General features: G+C 64.9%; 20 protein-coding genes. 13 read left to right on the top strand and 7 right to left on the bottom strand.

The window, feature by feature from the left end:
- Window positions 1-409 precede the first annotated feature (409 nt).
- Entirely contained in the window at window positions 410-1,036 is a 627-nt protein-coding gene (locus EOA23_RS16060) for a DUF1062 domain-containing protein (protein WP_127304846.1), read from the top strand.
- A 51-nt stretch (window positions 1,037-1,087) separates the two neighbouring features.
- Here the strand turns inward: EOA23_RS16060 and typA are convergent, their stop codons facing one another.
- Window positions 1,088-2,917, bottom strand: a complete 1,830-nt coding sequence (gene typA, locus EOA23_RS16065; RefSeq protein ID WP_127304847.1) for a translational GTPase TypA — start codon at window positions 2,915-2,917, stop codon at window positions 1,088-1,090.
- Between the two features lie 201 nt (window positions 2,918-3,118).
- On the opposite strand from typA, the gene EOA23_RS16070 reads away from it, so the two are divergent.
- A complete protein-coding gene (locus tag EOA23_RS16070) occupies window positions 3,119-3,400 on the top strand; it encodes a hypothetical protein (RefSeq protein WP_127304848.1) in 282 nt (93 codons plus the stop codon).
- A 227-nt stretch (window positions 3,401-3,627) separates the two neighbouring features.
- Here EOA23_RS16070 and EOA23_RS16080 read toward each other — a convergent pair whose 3' ends face one another.
- Both EOA23_RS16080 and EOA23_RS16085 read right to left on the bottom strand, forming a co-directional pair.
- On the bottom strand, window positions 3,628-5,202 hold the full coding sequence (locus EOA23_RS16080) for an alkaline phosphatase (protein ID WP_127304849.1): 1,575 nt from the start codon (window positions 5,200-5,202) through the stop codon (window positions 3,628-3,630).
- Window positions 5,203-5,466: 264 nt separating this feature from the next.
- Window positions 5,467-6,750 carry an MFS transporter gene (locus EOA23_RS16085; RefSeq protein WP_127304850.1) on the bottom strand — a complete coding sequence of 428 codons (1,284 nt, stop codon included), beginning with the start codon at window positions 6,748-6,750 and terminating at the stop codon, window positions 5,467-5,469.
- Between the two features lie 78 nt (window positions 6,751-6,828).
- Here EOA23_RS16085 and EOA23_RS16090 point away from each other — a divergent pair, with 78 nt between their 5' ends.
- The 7 genes from EOA23_RS16090 to EOA23_RS16120 all read left to right on the top strand — a co-directional run bounded on the left by EOA23_RS16090 (window position 6,829) and on the right by EOA23_RS16120 (window position 15,814).
- The gene (locus EOA23_RS16090; protein WP_126063755.1) at window positions 6,829-7,437 is read left to right on the top strand and encodes a TetR/AcrR family transcriptional regulator; all 609 of its coding nucleotides are present in this window, start codon (window positions 6,829-6,831) and stop codon (window positions 7,435-7,437) included.
- A 45-nt stretch (window positions 7,438-7,482) separates the two neighbouring features.
- Window positions 7,483-8,073, top strand: a complete 591-nt coding sequence (locus EOA23_RS16095) for a hypothetical protein (RefSeq protein ID WP_127304851.1) — start codon at window positions 7,483-7,485, stop codon at window positions 8,071-8,073.
- Between the two features lie 468 nt (window positions 8,074-8,541).
- A complete protein-coding gene (locus EOA23_RS16100) occupies window positions 8,542-10,617 on the top strand; it encodes a 3-hydroxyacyl-CoA dehydrogenase NAD-binding domain-containing protein (RefSeq protein ID WP_127304852.1) in 2,076 nt (691 codons plus the stop codon).
- Between the two features lie 317 nt (window positions 10,618-10,934).
- Window positions 10,935-11,960, top strand: coding sequence for a BMP family protein (locus EOA23_RS16105; RefSeq protein ID WP_127304853.1), 1,026 nt, complete (start codon window positions 10,935-10,937; stop codon window positions 11,958-11,960).
- A 337-nt stretch (window positions 11,961-12,297) separates the two neighbouring features.
- The gene (locus EOA23_RS16110; RefSeq protein ID WP_127304854.1) at window positions 12,298-13,818 is read left to right on the top strand and encodes an ABC transporter ATP-binding protein; all 1,521 of its coding nucleotides are present in this window, start codon (window positions 12,298-12,300) and stop codon (window positions 13,816-13,818) included.
- The gene (locus EOA23_RS16115; protein WP_127304855.1) at window positions 13,818-14,873 is read left to right on the top strand and encodes an ABC transporter permease; all 1,056 of its coding nucleotides are present in this window, start codon (window positions 13,818-13,820) and stop codon (window positions 14,871-14,873) included. Before EOA23_RS16110 ends, EOA23_RS16115 begins: the two co-directional genes overlap by 1 nt.
- On the top strand, window positions 14,870-15,814 hold the full coding sequence (locus EOA23_RS16120) for an ABC transporter permease (RefSeq protein WP_127304856.1): 945 nt from the start codon (window positions 14,870-14,872) through the stop codon (window positions 15,812-15,814). The genes EOA23_RS16115 and EOA23_RS16120 overlap by 4 nt, the downstream gene beginning before the upstream one ends.
- Before the next feature lie 205 nt (window positions 15,815-16,019).
- On the opposite strand, the gene EOA23_RS16125 is transcribed toward EOA23_RS16120, so the two are convergent.
- A complete protein-coding gene (locus tag EOA23_RS16125) occupies window positions 16,020-16,787 on the bottom strand; it encodes an SDR family oxidoreductase (protein ID WP_127304857.1) in 768 nt (255 codons plus the stop codon).
- Window positions 16,788-17,065: 278 nt separating this feature from the next.
- Here EOA23_RS16125 and EOA23_RS16130 point away from each other — a divergent pair, with 278 nt between their 5' ends.
- Together EOA23_RS16130 and EOA23_RS16135 are read left to right on the top strand one after the other, a co-directional pair.
- Window positions 17,066-17,221 (top strand): hypothetical protein, encoded by a 156-nt coding sequence (locus EOA23_RS16130; protein ID WP_095816548.1) that lies wholly within the window; start codon window positions 17,066-17,068, stop codon window positions 17,219-17,221.
- 157 nt (window positions 17,222-17,378) lie between these two features.
- Window positions 17,379-18,317, top strand: coding sequence for an LLM class flavin-dependent oxidoreductase (locus EOA23_RS16135; protein WP_127304858.1), 939 nt, complete (start codon window positions 17,379-17,381; stop codon window positions 18,315-18,317).
- A 1-nt stretch (window position 18,318) separates the two neighbouring features.
- Here the strand turns inward: EOA23_RS16135 and EOA23_RS16140 are convergent, their stop codons facing one another.
- The 3 genes from EOA23_RS16140 to EOA23_RS16150 form a co-directional block, all read right to left on the bottom strand.
- Window positions 18,319-19,233, bottom strand: coding sequence for a sigma-70 family RNA polymerase sigma factor (locus EOA23_RS16140; RefSeq protein WP_348628567.1), 915 nt, complete (start codon window positions 19,231-19,233; stop codon window positions 18,319-18,321).
- 8 nt (window positions 19,234-19,241) lie between these two features.
- Window positions 19,242-19,556, bottom strand: a complete 315-nt coding sequence (locus EOA23_RS16145) for an antibiotic biosynthesis monooxygenase (protein WP_127304859.1) — start codon at window positions 19,554-19,556, stop codon at window positions 19,242-19,244.
- Between the two features lie 130 nt (window positions 19,557-19,686).
- A complete protein-coding gene (locus tag EOA23_RS16150) occupies window positions 19,687-20,361 on the bottom strand; it encodes an isochorismatase family cysteine hydrolase (protein ID WP_127304860.1) in 675 nt (224 codons plus the stop codon).
- 266 nt (window positions 20,362-20,627) lie between these two features.
- Between EOA23_RS16150 and exbB the strand changes: the two genes are divergently transcribed.
- Complete coding sequence (exbB, locus tag EOA23_RS16155) at window positions 20,628-21,572, top strand: tonB-system energizer ExbB (RefSeq protein ID WP_127304861.1); 945 nt, start codon at window positions 20,628-20,630, stop codon at window positions 21,570-21,572.
- A gap of 5 nt (window positions 21,573-21,577) precedes the next feature.
- Complete coding sequence (gene exbD / locus EOA23_RS16160) at window positions 21,578-22,081, top strand: TonB system transport protein ExbD (RefSeq protein ID WP_127304862.1); 504 nt, start codon at window positions 21,578-21,580, stop codon at window positions 22,079-22,081.
- Window positions 22,082-22,140 lie beyond the last annotated feature (59 nt).

Here is a 22,140-nt window from a genome sequence, read left to right on the forward strand (position 1 = left end):
GAAATGGGGGAGAGGTGTCCGCGCAGCGGACGGAGAGGGGGTAGCGCCAGCGTCCGAGAACTGGCGTTGAGCCGAGTCTGACGGAGGGTACTTGCCCCGTCGTTACCCTGCCGTTAGAAGCAGCCTTCCATTTTACCCATTTTCGAGCATCACTTTGCCTCAGTAACCGCCGGTCTCGCCAACTCCTCTGAATGCACCGCAGGCGCAGCCACTGGCGCCGCCTGCTCCATTTTCACGTGTTCTTCAGGCGGCGGTTCGAGACCGGTTTGGCATTGCTGAGCCGCCGTCGAGTGCTATCGCGCCGACGCTTGATTTCCAGACAACACAGTCTTTCGCCACGCCGTGCCCATGAAGGGCATCTCGGACATTGCCGATCTGACGGACTTCCCGACGGGAAGGGCCTGCCGGCATGTCTTCTGCCTTGCTTGTCCGCTGGACGATCGCACCCGCAATCGCGCCACGACCTCTGATCAACTGCAACCGCTGCGGCGGCGTGAGACCCTATCGATGCAGCGAGAAATTCCGCGTCAATGCCAATGGCAAGCGCATCGACGTCTGGCTGATCTATCGCTGCGTGAGTTGCGACAACTCCTGGAATTTCACCATCCTGGAACGACAAAACCGCCACGATATCGAGTCGGCACTGCTGGCAGCGCTTGAAAGCAACGATCCGGCGCTTGCACGCCGCTTTGCCTTCGATGCCGCCGCGCTGCGCAACCGGGCCGGGCGGGTCGAGGAATCACCTGATGTCACGGTCCGAAAGGAGCTGCTGGACGGAGCGCCGGGACACGCGGACGCGCTCGCGCTCGAGCTTCGGCCGGAGGGGACGACGCCTTTGCGGCTGGACCGCCTGCTTGCCGGCGAGCTTGGCCTCTCGCGGTCAAGACTCCAGGCCCTTGACGACCGAAGGCGACTGATCATGGAACCGGATGGCGCGAAAGCCTTGCGCAAGCCGGTTCGCGATGGCCTGGCGGTGCGCATCGATCTGGCCGGAGAGGCGGATTGCCGCGCCATCCTGTTGGCAGCGTGCCGCTGAAACGAAAAGAGGGAGCACGCGCTCCCTCTTTTGAACCCCTGGCTGGAAAGCTTACGCCGCACCCATCACCTTGGCGGCCTTCTCGAAACGCTTGCGCTCGTTCGGGTCGAGATAGAGCTTGCGCAGCCGGATGGTCTTCGGCGTCACCTCGACCAGCTCGTCATCCTGGATCCAGGCGAGAGCCCGCTCCAGCGTCATGCGGATCGGCGGCGTCAGCTTCACCGCCTCGTCCTTGCCGGCGGCGCGGATGTTGGTGAGCTTCTTGCCCTTGAGCACATTCACTTCGAGGTCGTTGTCGCGCGAATGGATGCCGATGATCATGCCCTGATAGACCTTGACGCCCGGATCGATGATCATCGGGCCGCGGTCTTCCAGGTTCCACATGGCGTAGGCGACCGACTCGCCCTGCTCGTTGGAGATCAAGACGCCATTGGTGCGGCCGGGCAGCTCGCCCTTGTAAGGCTCATAGGCGAAGAACAGCCGGTTCATCACCGCGGTGCCGCGCGTGTCGGTCAACAGTTCCGACTGGTAGCCGATCAGGCCGCGCGTCGGCGCATGGAAGACGAGGCGCTGGCGATTGCCGCCGGAAGGACGCAGCTCGACCATCTCGGCCTTGCGCTCCGACATTTTCTGCACGACCACGCCGGCATGCTCCTCGTCGACGTCGATGACGACTTCCTCGACCGGTTCCAGCAATTCGCCGTTCTCGCCCTTCTGCATGACGACGCGCGGACGCGATACGGCGAGCTCGAAGCCCTCGCGGCGCATCGTCTCGATCAGCACCGCAAGCTGCAATTCGCCGCGGCCGGACACGAAGAACGAGTCCTTTTCGGCCGATTCCTCGATCTTCAGCGCGACATTGCCTTCGGCCTCGCGCAGCAGGCGGTCACGGATGACGCGGCTCGTCACCTTGTCGCCCTCGGTGCCGGCAAGCGGGCTGTCGTTGACGAGGAAGGACATGGTGACGGTCGGCGGGTCGATCGGCTGCGCATGCAGCGGTTCGCTCACCTGCGGGTCGCAGAAGGTGTCGGCGACGGTGCCTTTCGACAGGCCGGCGATGGCGACGATGTCGCCCGCCTGCGCTTCCTCGATCGGCTGGCGCTCGAGGCCGCGGAAGGCGAGGATTTTCGAGATACGTCCGGCCTCGATCTGCGTGCCGTCGTGATGCAGCACCTTGACCGCCTGGTTGGGCTTCAGCGTGCCGGACTCGATGCGGCCGGTGATGATGCGGCCAAGGAACGGATTGGCTTCCAGGATGGTGCCGATCATGCGGAAGGGACCCGGATGGACGGTCGGCGCCGGCACATGCTTGACGACGAGGTCGAACAGCGGGGCCAGGCCCTGGTCCTTCGGACCTTCGGGGTTTTCCGACACCCAGCCGTCGCGGCCCGAGCCGTAGAGGATCGGGAAATCGAGCTGCTCGTCGGTGGCGTCGAGCGCGGCGAAAAGGTCGAACACCTCGTTGACAACCTCGACATGGCGGGCGTCCGGACGGTCGATCTTGTTGATGACGACGATGGGCCGCAAGCCGACCTTGAGCGCCTTGCCGACAACGAACTTGGTCTGGGGCATCGGCCCTTCGGCGGCGTCGACAAGCACGATCGCCGAATCCACCATCGACAGGATGCGCTCCACCTCGCCGCCGAAATCGGCGTGTCCGGGCGTGTCGACGATGTTGATGCGGGTGCCTTGCCAGTCGACCGAGGTCGCCTTGGCCAGGATGGTGATGCCGCGCTCTTTTTCGAGGTCGTTGGAATCCATGGCGCGCTCGGCGACGCGCTGGTTGTCGCGGAAGGCGCCGGACTGTTTCAGAAGCTGGTCGACAAGCGTGGTTTTGCCATGGTCGACGTGCGCGATGATCGCGATATTTCGGAGGTTCATTTTTCTGGTCTCGGGAACGTTGCAGGCGGCAGGCTTAACAAGCGCCGCCTTTTTCGGTTGCGCGGCTCATACAAGGTTTTTCGCAATTGCGAAAGGGGAGGCCCGACCCCAAATAATGGTCACTGATTCTTAAACGTCTTGGTGTGAAATGATTCTGTTAACCAAGGCGGAACCTTTGAGGGGCCGGGCGATTTCATGTTCATGACCGATCAGATGTCCAGATTGCGTCCGGTTTTCGCGTGGGCGGCGCTTGGCCTGCTCGTCGCGGCGGGCGCAGCGCAGTCAGCGGCTGCGCTCAGGCAAGCCGATCCGATCTCGCCGCCCGATGCCCAAACGGCGCAGCAGATGTTCGCCGATGCCCCCGACGGCGTCGACCCGATCGTCACCGGTCCGGTCAGCGCCGCCTTCAAGCAGCGCCAGAAGGATGCCAATTGCGAAACCGCGGTCTGGCCGAACATTCCGCGCGCCTGTTATCCGGACTAACCCTTTCCGCCACAGGAAACGGCGAATGCTGGCGCGAGGCCCCCTCTCTGCCCTGCCGGGCATCTCCCCCTCAAGAGGGGAGATTGGCAGCTTTGATCCCGCCGCCAGCCGTGCAGCGTTGGAGATTGGCGAAAGCCGATGCGAAATCCGATCTCCCCCCTTGAGGGGGAGATGGCCGGCAGGCCAGAGAGGGGGGCCTCGCGCCGGCGCCTCCGATTTACCGGTCCTCAGGCCGACCGCACCGGGTCCAGCGTCACCTTATAAAGCTCGTTGTCGTCGCGATCCATCAGCCGCACCGTGAGCTGCTCGGTGGCGCCGGAAATATCGACCAGCCCGAAGAACTGCAGGCCTGCCGACGGCGGCAGGTTCTGGCCTTGCTCGGCGGTCGGCGCCTTGATGAATTTCAGCTCCGGCCCGAAGGTCATGTCGAGGTCGTTCGGGCCGAACGTGCCGGCGTGGATCGGGCCGGAGACGAATTCCCAGAACGGATTGAAATCTTGGAACTGCGCCTTGTCGGGGTTGTAGTAATGCGCCGCCGTGTAGTGCACGTCGGCGGTGAGCCAGACGGTGTTGGTGATGCCCGCAGTCTTGATGAAGCGCAGCACGTCGGCGAATTCGAGCTCGCGGCCCTTCGGCTTGCCGTTGTCGTTGTTGCTGACGGCCTCGAAGCCGGCCTTCTTCGCCGCGTCGTCCCAGACGACGAGGCTGAGCGGCATGTCGGCGGCGATGACCCTCCAGGTCGCCTTCGAGTTCGCCAGCTCGCGCTTAAGCCACTTGGACTGCTCTTCGCCGATCATGCGCGACTTCGGCGTCAGCGTTTCGTCCAGATTGGCGCCGTTCGGGCCGCGATAGGAGCGCATGTCGAGGAAGAACACGTCGAGCAGCGGCCCATGCGAGATCTTGCGGTAGACGCGGCCCGGCTCCGACGGCTCGTAGCGGATGGTGGTCATCTCGTGGAAGGCGCGCGCGGCCCGCGCCGCCAGCACGTGGATCGACTTTTCCTTGTAGCGGTCATCCTTGCTGAGATCCTTCGAGTCCGACCAGTTGTTGAGCACCTCATGGTCGTCCCACTGGTAGAAGGTCGGGCAGATGGCCGAGAGGGCAAGCACATGCTTGTCCATCATGTTGTACTTCCACTGGTCGCGATATTCGTCCAGCGTCTCGGCGACCTTGCGCTTGCCGTCGAGCATGACGACGTTCTTCCACTTGCCGCCGCCGGGCAGGTCGACCTCGTCCTTCAGCGCGCCGTCGGCATAGATCGTGTCGCCCGAATGCAGGAAGAAGTCCGGCGTGTGCTTGGCGATGGTCGAATAGGTCTTCATGCCGGTCTCGTCGATGCCCCAGCCCTGGCCGGCGGTGTCGCCCGACCAGGCGAAGCGCACGTCGCGCTTCGACGACGGCGCGGTGCGGAAGCGGCCGATGATCGGCTCTGAGACCGCATTGATGTCGGAAAGATCGGCCGCGACCATGCGGTAGAAGATGTCCTGGTCGGAGGCGAGATCGGTGAGCAGCCGCTTCACCGTGTAGTCGCTGGCGGGCGACGTATCGAGCGGCGCCAGCCTTGTGGCGTTTGCAAAACTTTCGGTGGTCGAGACTTCATACATCACGCGCGCGGGCCGGTCGGTGCGCGTCCAGACCATGCCGGAGGTCGCATCGACGTCGCCGGACTGGACGCCATGGGTAAAGGCCGGCCGCTGGTTGGCGCGTGAGTAATAGGGCAGCGCCAGACCGGAGGCGCCGACAAGGCCGAAGGCGCTGGCCGAGGTGACGAAAGCGCGGCGGGTAAGGGAAAGCTTGTCCATGGCTGTCTCCGGATGGCTTTGAACGGGACCGCCAAGCTCTCGCCTCATTGTTTCAGGCGTGTCTCGGAACCATGAAGTTTTGATAACAGTGCACAGGGCGCTCTTCCCCTTCTCCTTGTGGGAGAAGGTGTCGCCAAAGGCGACGGATGAGGGGTGTTCCAGGGAAAGCAGACGTCTCACTCCGCTGGAACACCCCTCATCCGTCTCGGCGCTAAAGCGCCGATCCACCTTCTCCCACAAGGGGAGAAGGGGAAACGGCGCGCCTCAAGCCGCCTGCGGCTCCGGCTCGAATGCCGGCCTGCTCGTATTGATCAGCAGCGAAATACAGGCCGCCGCGATGCCCGTCATGCCGGCGATCAGGAAGGCCAGTTCGTAATTGCCCTGCAGCTCGCGCATCGTGCCGCCGAAGGCTGCAGCCGCCGCGGCGCCCACCTGGTGGCCGGCGACGATCCAGCCGAACACGATCGGCCCGCTACGGTCGCCAAAGGCTTCATTGGCGAGCCTGAGCGTCGGCGGCACGGTGGCGATCCAGTCGAGCCCGTAGAGCACGGCGAAGATGACCAGGCTGGTCGCCGAGAAGCCGGAATAAGGCAGGTAGATCAGCGACAGGCCGCGCACCGCATAGTAGACGCCGAGCAGCTTGCGCGGATCGAAACGGTCGGTGAGCCAGCCGGACAAAGTGGTGCCGATCAGGTCGAAAATGCCCATCATCGACAAGAGCCCGGCCGCCTGCACCTCGCCGATGCCCATGTCGCCGCAAAACGCGATGAGGTGCGTGCCGACGAGGCCGTTGGTGGTGAAGCCGCAGACGAAGAAGGTGGCGAACAGATACCAGAACACCCGTGTGCCCGCCGCGCGGCGCAGCGTGTTCAGCGTATGCGCCAGGAAATTGCCCTGCGATGCGGGCGACACCGGCGGCACGTCATCGGTATCGGCGCCGTAGCGAACTTGGCCGATCGAAGCGGGACGCTCCGGCACCAGCAGGAAGACGAACGGGATCAGCGCGGCTGTGGCAAGCGCCACCGCAATCGCCACCGGCTTCCAGCCGCCGCTCTGCGCCAGCGAGGCGATCACCGGCAGGAACACCAGCATGCTGGTGGCGCTGGAGGCCGACATCAGGCCCATCATCAGACCGCGATTGGTCTTGAACCAGCGGTTGACGATGGTGGCGCCGAGCACGCTCGCCACCGCGCCGGAGCCGATGCCGGAAAGCACACCCCAGGTGATGAAGAGATGCCAGGGCTCGGTCATCAACAGGCTGAGCGCCGTCGATCCCGACATCACCGCCAGCGATCCGAGCAGCGTGCGGCGCAGCCCGATGCGCTCCATCAGCGCAGCGGCGAACGGACCGGTCAAACCGTAGAGCAGGATGCCGATGCTGGCCGCCCAGGAGGTCACGTCGCGGCGCCAGCCAAAACTTTCTTCCAGCGGCACCATTATCACCGAGGGCGCCGAGCGAAGCCCGGCGGCAATCAGCAGGCAGAAGAAGATGACGGCGACGACGACAAATGCGTAGCGCTGGCCAAACGGACGGGATTGGGCTATCATGTTACTGACCGGTACGTTGCAATGGGATGGCACCATACATACGTACCGGTCAGTAACATTGTCAAGCGAGTTGTTGGAATGCCATCGGACAATAAAATTGAAGCGCCGTTGAACACGGCCCCCGCCCCGAAGGCGGCCGACAAGATCCTCGACGTGGCGTTCGACCTTTTTTATCGCGAGGGCATCAGGGCGGTCGGCGTCGACGAGATCGTCAGGCGCGCCGGCGTCACAAAGCCCAGCCTCTATCGCAGCTTCCCGTCCAAGGACGAGCTCGCCGCCTCCTATCTGCGCAAATACGACCTCGAATTCTGGGAACGCTTCGACGAGGCGGTCGACGCACATCCCGGCAATCCGCGCGCCCAGATCATCGCCTTCCTGACCCGCGTCGGCAAACGCACGCAAAAGCCGGACTATCGCGGCTGCGGCATGACCAACGCGGCGGTGGAATATCCTGAGCGTGGTCACCCGGCCCGCATCGTCAGCGAAAACAACAAGCAGGAGTTACGCCGGCGCCTGCGCGCCATGGCCGCCGCGATGGGTGCGGCGGATTCCGATACGCTGGGCGACGGGCTGCTGCTCCTCATCGAAGGCGCCTATATCAGCGGCCAGCTTTTCGGCCATGGCGGACCGGCGGCGGCGGTTGCCCGCAACGCCGACCTCTTGATCGAAGCCAGCTTGAAGAAATAGCGGACGGCGTTACGCTTGCGGCAACTCGAAACGGAGTTGCCATCGATGCGTGCCCCTTTGATTCCGCTTGCCCTTGCCGGTTTCTGCCAGGCGGCCCAGGCCGGCGACATATCCAGCGCCTACACCGACCTCGACTCCAAGAAGGACTGCGTGACCTATGCCCAGGCCGCGGAAGGCGACGGCGACTGGGCGAGCCTCGTCTGCTCGGGCTATCGCGGCTACCCGGTGCTGATCGGCTACGACGACGCGCGCGAATCCGTCTATTACGGCTTTCCGTCGGACGACATGACCGCGGTGTGGGAAACCTTCACTGCCTTCAACGGCTCAGGCCCGAAAGTGGAATGGCGCATCGAGACCAATGGCGACATCGCCATCCCTTTCGCCGCCATCCATCGCCGCTCGGTCAGCAACCCCGAGGACGACAAGAATTCGACCGACGTGCTGGTCGTCGCCAAGGTGGCGCAACCGGAAGAGCATCAGGGCTGCACCGTCGGCCTGGTTTTGGCCACCGGCAACCCGCAGGCCAACGATCAGGCCCGCAAGCTGGCGGATGAGAAAGCCAAGACCTTCGTCTGCGGCAAGGACAAGCGCGAAGTGATCGGTGATGTGCCACCCTTCGGCCGCGTGGATAACTAGTGGCGCTGCACAGGACTTTGAAGGTTGCCGTTTGTCTTGGTGCAAGATTTTCCATTCAACGCCGGGGATTGGTTGAAGCCGCCCCAACCTCGTCATTCTATGGCGGAGCAAGGAGCGAAGCGACGCGGCGCAGACCATAGAATCCATGCCGTGACTTGGAAGCGCCGCCACGGTGCTGAATTCTGCTCCGTTGCACGCCTTGGCGAAGGCAACGGCATGGATTCCAGGGTCTACGCGACGGAGCTTCGCTCCTGCTCCGCCCTGGAATGACGATCGCGATGGACGTTTCTGCCAATCTCCAACGCATACCGCCTGCCAACGCAAAACGCAGCCAACCTTTCAAAACCTCTCCGTCGCGAAACGAACCGCTCTCAACTAACCATTGCGCCAAGTCTGGTTCGGGTTTCCATTCACGGGCCGGCCTAGTAAACCCGTGTTCCGATTGCAGCCGGTCTCGGGAGGTTCCGCTTGTCCAGTTCTGTCAGCGTCACGAATGACAACGGCGTGGCGGTGGTCACCATCGACAATCCGCCGGTCAATGCGCTGAGTTTTCATGTCCGCAAGCCGCTTTATGAGGCGCTCGCCGCTTTGCGCGACGATCCTGGCGCCAAGGCGATCGTGATCGCCTGCGCCGGGCGCACTTTCGTCGCCGGCGCAGACATCACCGAATTCGGCAAGCCGGTCCAGCAGCCGGAACTGCGCGCCATCATTGCCTTGCTTGAAACGACTCCCAAGCCGACAGCTGCCGCCATCCACGGCACAGCGCTCGGCGGCGGGCTGGAACTGGCGCTCGGCTGCCATTTCCGCATCGCCGATCGCGGCGCCAAGCTCGGCCTGCCCGAAGTAAAACTCGGTCTCTTGCCGGGCGGCGGCGGCACGGTGCGGCTGCCGCGCCTTGTCGGTGCTGCCAAAGCGCTCGCCATGATCGTTTCCGGAACGCCGATTTCGGCCGGCGAGGCGAAGGCGGCGGGGCTTGTCGACGCGGTCGTCGACGGCGATTTGCTGGCGGAGGGCGTTCGTTTCGCCCACGAAATGGCTGATCGAGGCGAGCCGTTCATGCCGGTGCGTGAGCGCAATGACCGCCTTGCCGAGACCGATCTCGCGGCCTTCGACACCCAAGCCGCTGAGCTGGCCAAAAAAGCCCGGGGCCTCGAAGCGCCGCTTGCCTGTGCCAAAGCCGTGCGCAACGCCGTCACCTTGCCGTTCGACGAGGCGCTTGCCGCCGAACGGCAGCTTTTCCTCAAACTCGTTTCCGGCGACCAGTCGCGTGCGCAGCGGCATCTGTTCTTCGCCGAGCGCGAGGCGGCGAAGATCCCCGGCAAGGACCTGCAGAAGCGTCGGCTCGAACGCGTCGGCATCATCGGCGCCGGCACGATGGGCGGCGGCATCGCCATGGCCTTCGCCAATGGCGGCCTGCCGGTGACCTTGCTCGAGACCAGCGAGGAAGCGCTGCGGCGCGGGCTGGCGACGATCGAGAAGAACTATGCTGTCTCCGTCAGTCGCGGCTCGTTGACGGAAGAGGCCAAGCAGACGCGGCTCACGCTGTTCAAGGGCAGCACCGACTACGCCGACCTTGCCGATTGCGACCTGATCATCGAGGCCGTGTTCGAGGACATGGCGGTCAAGAAGGAAGTGTTCGGCAAGCTTGACGCGATCGCCAAACCCGGCGCCATCCTCGCCACCAACACCTCCTATCTCGACGTGAACGAAATCGCCGCCTCGGTCTCGCGGCCACAAGACGTGCTCGGCATGCATTTCTTTTCGCCGGCTAACGTCATGAAGCTCCTGGAGATCGTGCGCGCCGAAAAGACCGCGCCCGAGGTGCTGGCGACGGTCACCGATCTCGCCCGGCGCATCGGGAAGGTGGCTGTCGTCGTCGGCGTCTGCCACGGTTTTGTGGGCAACCGGATGCTGTCCGCGCGCGGCGCCGAGAACGAATCGCTGCTGCTGGAAGGTGCCACCCCTGCCCAGGTCGACAAGGCGTTCACCGATTTCGGCTGGCCGATGGGGCCGTTCCAGATGGGCGATCTCGCCGGCCTCGACATCGGCTGGCGCAACCGCAAGGCGCGCGGCCAGACGGCCGTGATTGCCGATACGCTGTGCGAGCAAGGCCATTTCGGCCAGAAGACCGGGCGTGGGTGGTATCGCTATGAGAGCGGCGCGCGAGAGCCGGTCGCGGATCCGGATGTGGAGGCACTGATCCGCGCCAAGGCGGCGGAGCTTGGAATTGCCCGGCGTGAGATCGGCGCGGAGGAAATCATCGAGCGCACGCTCCATCCCTTGGTGAACGAAGGCGCGAAGATCCTCGAGGAAGGTATCGCCGCGCGCGCGTCAGACATCGATGTCGTCTGGGTCAACGGCTACGGCTTCCCGATCGGCAAGGGCGGACCGATGTTCTGGGCCGGGCTCGAAGGGGCTGGTAGGATCGCCGAGCGGCTGGAGTATTGGCATCAACGGACCGGACGGGCGATTTTCGAGCCGGCGCCGGCGTTGAAAAGGTTTGCCGAGATGGGCTCGTGGGAGGGCGCGGGCGGAGCCCCGTAACTTCGTCATTCCAGGGCGAAGCGAAGCGTAGACCCTGGAATCCATGCCGGAACTTTAAACGAAGAATGCCACGGTGCAGAACAGGCATTGGCGCAGCCGTTTGCTGGTTCTGCGCCGTTGAGGAGCGTCGAGGTCACGGCATGGATCCTCGGGTCTGCGCGCCGCTTCGCTCCTTGCTCCGCCCGTGGATGACGAACGCGAAAGCGCAACCAAATTTGACCATGTGGACAAATCTCACCCACCGTTCCATAGTCCCGGGCGTCTGACATTTTTGGAACGGCCGGCTCGACACGGCTGTCAAACAGAGGGGCACTTCAATGGAAAACGACCGCAGCAAAACACAACGCGCCGGCCTGTCGCGGCGCAACCTGCTGGAACTTGGCGCGCTCGGCCTCGCGGCCACCGTGCTGCCCGGCGCGGCCTTCGCCAAGGACAAGAAGCTGAAGGTGGCGGCGATCTTCGCCACGCCGATCGAGGAGCCGTGGGACAACCAGATCCATGTCGCCCTGCAAAAGGCCGAAAAGGAGCTGGGCATCGAATACAAATGGTCGGAAAAGGTGCAGACCGCCGACTTCAGCCGCGTCATGCGCGAATATGCTCAAGGCGGTTACCAGCTGGTGCTGGGCGACGCCTTCGCCGCCGAGCGGGAATCGCGAAAGACGGCAAAGCAATTCCCGAAGACCGCCTGGCTGTTCGGCTCCGGCGCCGGCCCGGCCGAGCCGAATTTCGGCGTCTTCGACAACTGGATCCACGAGCCCGCCTATCTCTCCGGCATGATCGCCGGCAAGATGTCGAAGTCGGGCACGGTCGGCGCTGTCGCGGCGATGGGCATTCCGGAGGTGAACCGGCTGGTCAATGCCTTCTTCGCCGGCGCCAAGGAGGTCAATCCGAACGTCAAGAAGAAGGTCGCCTTCATCGGCTCCTTCTTCGATCCGCCCAAGGCCAAGGAAGCGGCCGTGGCGCAGATCGATGCCGGCGTCGACGTCATCTATGCCGAGCGCTTCGGCGTCATCGAGGCGGCGGTGGAGAAGAAGATACTTGCCATCTCCAACATGTCCGACCAGTCGAGCCTCGGCCCCGATACGGTCATCACCGGTCCGGTGTGGGACATGTATCCGACGGTCGAGCAGGCGATCAAGCTGGTCAAGGCCGGCGTCTTCACCGCGCAGGACTATGGCGACTTCTCGCGCATGGCCAAGGGCGGTTCGTATCTGGCGCCCTACCACCAGTTCGACAAGACGCTGCCCGCCGAGGTGAAAGACCTGGTCGAGAAGAAGAAGGCCGAGATCCTCGAAGGCAATTTCCGCGTCGACGTGGACGAGAACACGCCGGTTTCGGATTGACGCATTGTTAAGGGGTGGCGCGAGGCCCCCTCTCTGTCCTGCCGGACATCTCCCCCTCAAGGGGGGAGATTGGCAGTTTCATTGACGGCGCTCGATCTTTTCAACGTTGAAAGTTGACGAAAGCCGGCGTGACATCTGATCTCCCCCCTTGAGGGGGAGATGGCCGGCAGGCCAGAGAGGGGGGCCTCGCGCTGCCCTAAAGCATGTCTCCCGAAAGTGGGAACCGGTTTCGGGATAAAGACATGCGTAAAATCAAAACCTAAAGCGCGTGGAGCGCATCTGAAAGATCGCAACGCGCTTTAGGCGGTTAGCCGGATCGCAAATCCAGGGAGCACCCTTGTCCGCCCCACTCATCGAGATGCGCGGCATCACCAAGATCTTCGGCGCCGTCAAGGCGAACGAGGCCGTCGACCTCAGCGTCGCGCCAGGAGAAATCCTCGGCCTGCTTGGCGAGAACGGCGCCGGCAAGACGACGCTGATGAATGTGCTGTTCGGCGCCTATGCGCCGGACGCCGGCGAGATCCTGGTCGAAGGACGGCCGGTCGCCATCCACAATTCGGCCGATGCGCTCGCCGCCGGCATCGGCATGGTGCATCAGCATTTCCACCTCGCGCCGCGCCTCACGGTGCTGGAAAACCTGCTGATCGGCATTCCCGGCAAATCCGGCCGCATCGACCGCGCGCGCGGGCTCGCCCGGCTCACCGAAATCAGCCGGCAGTATGGGCTGAGCCTCGATCCGAACCTGCCGGTGTCGGCGCTGTCGGTCGGTGAGCAGCAGCGGCTGGAGATCATCAAGGCGCTGTTTCGCGGCGCGAAGCTTTTGATCCTCGACGAGCCGACGGCAGTGCTGGCGCCCTCGGAGGTCGATGGCCTGTTCGCCGCCTTGCGCTCGATGGCGGCGCAAGGGCTCGGCATCATCTTCATCTCGCATAAGCTCAACGAAGTCAGGGCGCTCACCCTCCGCTGCGTCGTCCTGCGCCATGGCAAGGTCGCCGGCCGCGTCGACCATCCTGCAGAAACCACCTCGGCCGAGATGGCCAGACTGATGTGCGGCCATGAGATCGTGCCGCCGGTCAAGGAGGCTTCGACGCCCGGGGCCGCCGTGCTGACGCTCGACGGCATCTCCACCGCCGGCCATGCCGGCACGCCGCTGCACGACGTCTCGCTGGTCGTCCGGGCGGGCGAGATACTCGGCATCGCCGGCGTCTCCGGCAACGGCCAGCGGGCGCTGGCCGACGTCATTTCCGGCATGCTGCCGCCAAGGGCCGGCACGATGACGATAGCCGGCAAAACGGTGACGCAATTCTCGCCGCGCGAACTGCAGGCGCTTGGCCTCGGCCGTATCCCCGAGGATCGAATGACGACCGGGCTGGTCACCAACTTGCCTTTGGCCGATTCCATGGTGCTGCCGCGGATCGGCATCGAGGCCTTCAGCCGCAAGGGGCTGCTCAATCCGGCTGCCATCCGCGCCTTCGCCGAAGCGCAGATCAAGGCTTACGACATACGCTGCCCTGGCCCGATGGTGCGCGCCGGCGCGCTCTCCGGCGGCAACCTGCAGAAGGCGCTTTTGGCGCGCGAGCTCGCCTTCGATCCCAAGGTGCTGATCGTCTCGCAGCCGACGCGCGGCCTCGACATCGGCGCCGCCCGCTTCATCCACGAGAAATTCCTGGCGATGCGCGCCAAGGGCTGCGGCATCATCGTCATCGGCGAAGACCTCGAGGAATTGCTGATGCTCTCGGACCGCATCGCGGTGATGTATGAGGGCCGCATCGCCGGCACGCTTACCAGCGCGGATGCCACCGTCGCCAGGCTCGGCCTGATGATGACCGGCGCCGGGCAGACCGAGGAGGCGGCCTGATGTTCCGCCTCGAAGCCCGCACCTCGACACCAGCCTGGTTCAATCTGGCGCTTCCGCTGATCGCCATCGCCGCGACGCTCATTCTGTGCAGTGGCCTGATCGCCATCGCCGGCGCCGGGGTGATCGAGGCCTATGGCGTCATGCTGTCCGCGTCGCTCGGCGACAGCTACGCCATCACCGAGACCCTGGTGCGCGCCGCCCCGATGATCTTCACCGGCCTTGCGGTGGCCATCGCCTTCCGCGCCAAATTCTGGAACATCGGCGCCGAGGGGCAGCTGCTCGCCGGCGCGGTGGCGAGCTGCTTCGTCGGCGCGATCCCGATGCCGGGCACCCTCGCTATGGTGCTGATGGCGCTGGCCGGCGCCGCGGCCGGCGCGCTCGTGGCGCTGGTGCCGGCGACGCTGAGGGCCAAATTCAAGGTCGACGATGTGGTCAGCTCGCTGCTCCTCAACTCGGTCATCTATTACGCGCTGATGGCGCTGATCGAAGGGCCGTGGAAGGACACCTTTTCCGGCTATCCGATCTCGCCGCCGATCGAGGATTCGGCCAATTTCCCGGTGCTGATCGAAGGCACGAGGTTGCATCTGGGCGTCGTCGTCGCGCTGATCGCGGCACCGCTTTGCTGGTTCCTGATCGCCCGCACCACGCTCGGCTTCCGCATCCGCGTCACCGGCGAAAATCCGGAAGCGGCGCGCTATGGCGGCATCAACGTGCAGCGCGTGCTGCTCTCGACAGCGCTGCTATCGGGTGCGCTCGCCGGGCTCGCAGGCGTCGGCGAGGTCGGCGGCGTGCACTTCCAGGTGATGAGCGACATCTCGCCGGGCTATGGCTATTCCGGCATCGTCGTCGCCATGCTCGCCCGGCTCAACCCGCTTGGTGTGGTGCCGGCGGCGATCTTCCTCGCCGCTGTCATGACCGGCGCCGAGGCGATGTCGCGCGCAACCGGCGTGCCGGCTTTCCTCAGCGACGTCATCCAGGGCACGGCGCTGCTTGCCATGCTGGTGGCGCTGCTCTTCACCGCCTACCGCATCCGCCGCGTGGGAGCGCAGACATGAGCGCGGTGTTCGAGCAGATCTTTCAGGTCGGCTTCCTCGCGGCCATCATCCGCATCGCCACGCCGCTCGCTTTCGCAACGCTTGGCGAAATGTTTTCCGAACGCGCCGGCGTGCTCAATCTAGGCATCGAAGGCATCATGCTGCTCTGCGCCATGGCGGGCTTCACCGCCGCCAGCTTGAGCGGCAGCCTGTGGCTTGGCGTGCTGGTGGCCGTGCTGGTCGGCGCGCTGATGGGCGCCCTGCATGCGCTGTTCACCGTCGCGCTGGGCCTCAGCCAACATGTCTGCGGCATCGGCGTGACCTTGTTCTGCTCGGGCCTTGCCTATTTCCTCTACAGGTTGATCTTCGGCCAGCAATCGGTGCCGCCCAGCATCGACGGCTTCAAGCCGGTGGCGATCCCGCTGCTTTCGGACATTCCGATCCTTGGACCAGCGGTGTTCAACCAGTTCACGCTGGTCTATCTGGCGATCATCGCCGTTCCGCTCGCCGCCTTCGTGCTCTACCGCACGCCATGGGGGCTGTCGGTGCGCATGGTCGGCGAAAACCCACGCGCGGCGGATTCGGCCGGCGTCAGCGTCATCGCCACGCGCTTCCAGGCGGTGATCCTCGGCGGCGCGCTGATGGGCCTTGCCGGCGCCTTCCTCACTATGGCGCAATTCAATGCCTTCACCTTCGGCGTCGTCTCCGGCCGTGGCTGGGTGGCGATCGCGCTGGTCGTGTTCGGCCGCTGGGACCCGTGGCGCTCGGCCGGCGCCGCGCTGCTCTTTGCCTTCGTCGACGCGCTGCAATTGAGGATGCAGGCGAGCGGTCTCGGCCACATCCCCTACGAAGCCTTCCTGATGCTGCCCTTCATCTTCACCATCGTCGCCATGGCCTTCATGTCGCGCAACGCGGTCGCGCCCTCGGCGCTGCTGAAGCCGTTTCGCAGGGAGGAGCGGTAGGTACGGATTTCCTCGCCCCCGCAAAGCGGGGGAGAGGTGGCCGCGAAGCGGACGGAGAGGGGGCTGCGCCAACGGTCGAATGGTGGTCCTTCGGCGCCGCGTTTGCGCCAAATTCTGAGCCGGTTCGGCTTCACGCAGGGCGTCCCCTCTCCGTCTCGGCTTCGCCGAGCCACCTCTTCCCACTTTCGTGGGGCGAGGAAAAGCCTCAGATCGCCGTGAACGCGTTGTCGACGAACAAATGCGCGCCGTTGACGAAGCTGGACTCATCGCTGGCCAAAAACAGCGCGGCCTTCGCCACTTCCTCCGGCTCGCCGATGCGGCCTTGCTGCGCGGCCATGGCGGCATCGGAGACGTCGACGCCGAGCTTGCCGAGATCGGCCACTTCGCGCAGGCCGTGCGGTGTGCGAATGAAGCCGGGACAGACAGCGTTGCAGCGGATGTTGCGGTCGCGGAACTCGACCGCGATGGCCCGCGCGAACATGTGGCAGGCGCCCTTGGTGGTGTCGTAGAGCACTTCGTTCGGCGTCGCCGCCACCGCCGAAATCGACGAGGTGCAGACGATCGAGCCGCCGCCGGCGGCGATCATGCCGGGCAGCACCGCGCGCGTCATCAAGAACATCGAGCGCACATTGACGGCATGCAGCCAGTCCCATTCCTGCAGCGTCGTCTCCAGGAAGGGCTTTATCACGATCGTGCCGGCATGGTTGAACAACACCGTGACCGGACCGAGCCTATCCGTCCCCGCCTTCACCGCCGCCTCGACCTGCGCCTCATCCGAAACATCGGCCACGAAATGCTCCGCCACATGGCCCCGCGCCCGGATCGCCGCCGCGGTCTTGCCGGCCGCCTCGCCGTTGCGGTCGACGATCGCCACCTTGGCGCCTTCGGCGGCAAACAGCTCCGAAGCCGCCCCGCCCATGCCCGTCGCGCCGCCCGAAACGATGGCGACCTTGCCAGCCAGCCTTCCACCCATTTTTGTCTCCCTGGATTCCGTGAGTGTTTTAGATGCTATCGCGTCGCGCGGGGAATGGCCAAGCGCTCAAACGAGGCCGTTTTGCCGCTGAAAGTCCGTGGTTCCAGGCATTTGTCGGGCAGCCCATGCTCCGCTTGCTCGCTGGATATTCCACTCCGCAGGAGCACGAATTACCTGGATTGCACGCTTCCTGAGAACATTCTCCCAAAAATCCTTGAAAAATAGCAATCGACAAAGTCTACTAACTTTATAGATTAAGCGCTGAGACGGAGGCCGATATGTCGTATATCCAGAACGCTCAGACCGCCCGCAAGGGCCAGAGGCTGACCGCCGACCAGAGCTGGAGGCCCGCCTATGGCGGTACCTTCGCCTATCTCGTCTTCGCGCTTGCATTCGTGTTCACCGGCGCGGTGGTGCTGGGGTTGATCCCCTGATTGCAAGGCGGGCTGAGACCCGCCGTCAAAACAATCTGAGTTGCGTAACCGGAGTGGAAAGCTGGCCGAGCACCGGGGCGCTGTCGCGCGCCTGCGTCCTCGGATTTGGTTCAAAAGGCTTTGGAGCGGGCAAGCCGACGTGATGGAGGAGATGGCAATGCCGATCGAGTTCACGCATGTTCCCGGTAAGGCTGCCAATGGCGGCTTCTTTTATGATTTCGCCGAGACGGCGACCAAACTGTCGCTGATCGAGGATGCCGGGTTCCGCAGGCTGGTGGTGGACGATCCGGCCGGCCTGCTCACCAATATGGACATCGCCGCGCAAACGCTCGACCGCACCGGTTCGCTGGAGGTGGTGTTGACGCATTGGGCCGGCGTGATCGAGCCGACGGTGGCGGCAAGGCAGCTTGCCGCGCTCGACCGCAGAGGCGGCGGACGCCTGTCGCTTCGCATGCTGAGCGAGCCGCTGGAAGACAGCGATGCCGAGGCGCGACCGGTCGGCCACAGCGTGGTTTGGCAGCGCATCGACGAATATCTGGTGCTGCTGAAGCGCCTGTGGTCGAACGACAGGCCCTTCGACCATGAAGGCGCCTTCTACAGCGTCAGGGGCGGCTTCGTGCCGCGCAAGGGCCCGCATGGCGCCAATCTCGTCATCCGGCTCGGCGGCCAATCGGGCACCGCGCTGAAGGTGGCCGGCAAGCATGCCGATGTCTTCGAGCTGGCCGCCGGCTCGCCGGACGAGGTGCGGCAATTGATCGAGCGTGCGCGCGGCGCGGCCGCCGAGCACGGCCGCGCCGGCAGATTGCGCTTCGCGCTGCCGGTCCGCATCCACGCGGATGGCTGGAGCGGAACCCCGGATCACAAGGCAGTCGAGATCGCCGGGCCGCCGGCGCGGATTGCCCTGGCGCTTTTGCCCTATGCGGCGCTCGGCATCGAGGAATTCATGATCAGCGGCATCGACCGTCCGGGCGAGATCGCCCGCATTGGGCGCGAGACGATCACGCTGCTCGCGAATTCGCTGGCGCGCCGCGAGGCGGAGATTCCGCAACCGGGTGCGTTTGCCTCATCCCCCTTTGCGGAACACCGCATAGGCTGAGTCACGGCGTGCCGGAGTACTCCAGCCCGTCCATCACGTAATCCGCGAACAGGAAATCGCGGATGCCGGCGATCCGGCCGTCCGTCCAATCGACGAGGATGAAGTAGCGCGGCCGTCCGTCCGGACGCTCCGGGCTGGTGACCAGGATGGCGGGCCGGCCTTCGACAAGGCCGGTCGCGAAATGCCAATGCGTTTCGTCGGCATAGCGGCCGAAATAGTTGCCGACATATTCCTTGCCGTCCGCGCGCAGCCGATTGACCAGCTCCAGCTTGACGTCCGCGGCCAAAAGGCCGCGCAGCGTATCGAAATCCCTGGCGTTGAAGGCAGCGACATAGTCGCCCAAGCGGCGCATGTCCTGCCGGTCGAGCGTCGGACGGGGCGGCGCCATGCGCGGCGCGGCCGCCAGCTTGCGCAAGCTTTCGCGCCCGCGCTGCAGCGCGCCCTTGATCGCCGTGTCGGATGTTTCGAGGATGTCGCCGATCTCCTCCAGGCTGTGGCCGAGCACATCCTTCAGCACGACCGCGCACCGTTGCGCCGGCGGCAATTGCATCAGCTCGACCAGGCTCGCCTCGGCGGCGATGCGCGCGTCCAGCGCCGAATTCTCGTCGGCCATCATGTCGAGCTCCACCTCGCTTTCGCGGCCCCGTGAGCGGGCGCGCTTGCGCAGGAAATCGAGCGCCGCATTGTGCGTGATGCGAAACAGCCAGGGCTCTGTCTTGTCGGGCATGTCGCCATTCCTGATCGCCACGAAGCCCTTGGCCAAAGCCTCCTGGACGATGTCCTCGCCATCGATGACCGATCCGACCATGCGCGAGGCGTAGCGATGCAGCCTGGCTCTCAGCGAGGCGGCCTCGCGTTCGAAGGCGCGAAGCCTTGTTTCGGTCGCCGCAACGGACTGATCCTGCAAACCGGTCACGCAATCTCCTAGTCTTCGATCTCGCCCGTGTGGGAGTAGCTGGTGTGGCCCATCATGCTCTCACCGGCGGCCAGCTCGATGATGCTCTTCATGTAGTCGGCGAAGCGGGGGTCGGCGCGGAAGGCCGCGATGTCCTCGCCCGAACGCCATTGCGAGATGTTGGCGACCTTGCTGCCGTCGCCGCCGACGACCACGGATGACGACAGCGAGCCCGGCTGCTTGCTGAAGAAGTTCCGCGTGCCTTCGGCGAGCGTCCTGGCGAGTTCCTGCTGCTTGCCCGGCTTGGCGGTGAAGACGTTGATCAGGGTCACTGTGGTCGACATGGCTTGGCTCCGTTTGTCCTGATGGCGGAGGCCGTAGCGGCTCCCGCATGTGTTACGACCCTCAAGACGAAGGCGGAACCGGAAACGGAACGGAGGGGCGAAAATTTTCGATGTGATCCCGAAATAATCTTCAGCGCACGGCGCCCGCGAGCCTCCGCAACGCGGCGATGACGGCCTCCGAGTCCGCCAGCGCGCCGAATATCCCGTCCTCGACCGTCACCATGTGCAGCGCCGCTTCGTGCGCATACTGGTCGCCGCTGGCGCAGGCGTCCGAAACCGTCAGGCACTGAAAGTTGCGGTCGCAGGCCTCGCGCAATGCGGTGTGAACGCAGACATCCGTCGTGCAGCCGGTGAAAAGCAGGTGCGTTATGTCCCGCGCGCGCAGCACCATCTCCAGATCCGTATAAGTGAAGGCGCTGTTGCAGGTCTTGTCGATGATCACGTCCTGCGGCGCCACGTCGACATCGGCGGCGATCTGGAAGCCCGGACCCGCGCGCAGCAGGACATCGGTGCCGTCGAGACCGGCCCGCTTGCGGCGCCATTTTTCGTAAGGCGTCATGTCGGCCATGTCGGCGCGGTAGCCTTGCCTTGTATGGATGATGGTGAGGCCTGCCGCGCGGGCCGCGGCAATCACCCGGTTGACCGCCGGCAGGATGGCTCGCAGCGGCGACGGATCATAGCCCTTCCTCGCGAAATAGCCGGTCGGAGACAGGAAATCCTCCTGCAGATCGATCACCAGCAGCGCCGTGTGTTGCGGCATCAGCCTGCCGTCATAGGGAAAGTCGAATGGTATCGCCTTGATCATTGGCCGTCTGCCTTGGAGCGATTTCAGGAAACGTGCGCAGCGGGATTGCGCAAAGAATAAACGCATCGTGCCCGACAGCTGCCTTGCGGTCCAGACCCGCTGAGCGCGTCGACAGGGCACCGGATCGTCATAAATAGTTGAGCAGCAAAGTCATCTTTATAGTTGACTCGCAATGTCATGTTTCATAGTCAACCGGCATGGCCGCTAGGCGTCTGTGTGGTATGCGTGGCGGCCACCGCATTGCGATGATGAAGCGAGGACGAGCCTTGTCCCGGAACGGTATTTTCGCGGCGCTGGCCGTGGCCCTCATTCTTTCGGCCGGCATCGCCGGGGCGCAGGAACAGCCGGCGACGCAGCCGCCGGCTGGGCAGCCGATAGCACCCGCCGTGCAGGAGCCAATCGAGCAGGCGCCGGCGGCGCAGCCGCCCGTCGCCACGCCGATGGCGCAGAGCATTCAGCCAGCTCCGAACGGCGCCACGAGCGAAGAGCCTTCCATCCCGCTGACGCTGCCGCATGACCTGTCGCCCTGGGGCATGTTCATGAATGCCGACATCGTCGTGAAGGCGGTCATGGTCGGGCTGGCCTTCGCCTCTCTCGTCACCTGGACGATCTGGCTTGCCAAGTCGCTGGAGGTCTTCGGCGGCAAGCTGAGGGCCCGCCGTGCCGCCGATGCGATCGGCAATGCCGCGACGCTGATGCAGGCCCGCCGCGAACTCGGCCACAGCGGCGGTCCGGGCGCGCTTCTGGTGCGGGCGGCGGAAGAGGAACGCGCGCTATCGGCGGGCGCGCTCGACCACGTTTCCGGAGACGGGCTGAAGGAACGCGTCGCTTCCAGGCTCTCGCGCATCGAGGCGGCGGCGGCCCGGCGCATGTCGCGCGGCACCGGGCTGCTCGCCACCATCGGCTCGACGGCGCCCTTCGTCGGCCTGTTCGGCACCGTGTGGGGCATCATGAACGCCTTCATCGGCATTTCGCAGGCGCAGACCACCAACCTCGCCGTGGTGGCGCCGGGCATCGCGGAGGCGCTGCTTGCGACCGCGATGGGCCTTGTCGCGGCCATCCCGGCGGTCGTCATCTACAACGTCTTCGCGCGCTCGATAGCCGGCTACAAACAGATCCTCGCCGACGCCTCAGCCGGCGTCGAGCGGCTGGTCAGCCGCGACCTCGATTTCCGCACGGTGCCGCCGGCAGCGGCGATGGCGGCGGAGTAGCGGCAATGGCGGCGCGCATTCGCGAGAACTCCGGCGACGATCTCGAGGAAAGCCACGACATCAATGTCACGCCGTTCATCGACGTCATCCTCGTGCTTCTGATCATCTTCATGGTCGCGGCACCCCTCGCCACCGTCGATGTCAATGTCGACCTGCCCGGTTCGACGGCAACACCCGCGCCGCGCCCCGAGACGCCGCTCTTCCTGACGCTGAAAAGCGATCTGACGCTGGCGATCGGCAATGACAGCGTGCCGCGTCCGGCCTTCGCCGGGATGCTCGACAGCCGCACCAAGGGCGACAAGCAAACGCGCGTCTTCCTGCGCGCCGACAAGACGGTCGGCTATGGCGACCTGATGGAGGTGATGAACCTGCTGCGGAGCGCTGGCTATCTGAAGGTCGCGCTGGTCGGCGTCGAAGCCACGGGCAGTGCCGGCGGACAGGCTGCGCCAGGAACTCCTGCGGCCGGCGCGAGCCCAGCTCCGCCACCCGTCGGGAACCGGGCGCCATGACGGTCGCTGCCCCTTCCCGCCAGCCGCGCCTCGCCCCGCGTGACGCCGGCCTGTGGACG

This window comes from Mesorhizobium sp. M2A.F.Ca.ET.042.01.1.1, assembly GCF_003997405.1.
Lineage (GTDB): Bacteria > Pseudomonadota > Alphaproteobacteria > Rhizobiales > Rhizobiaceae > Mesorhizobium.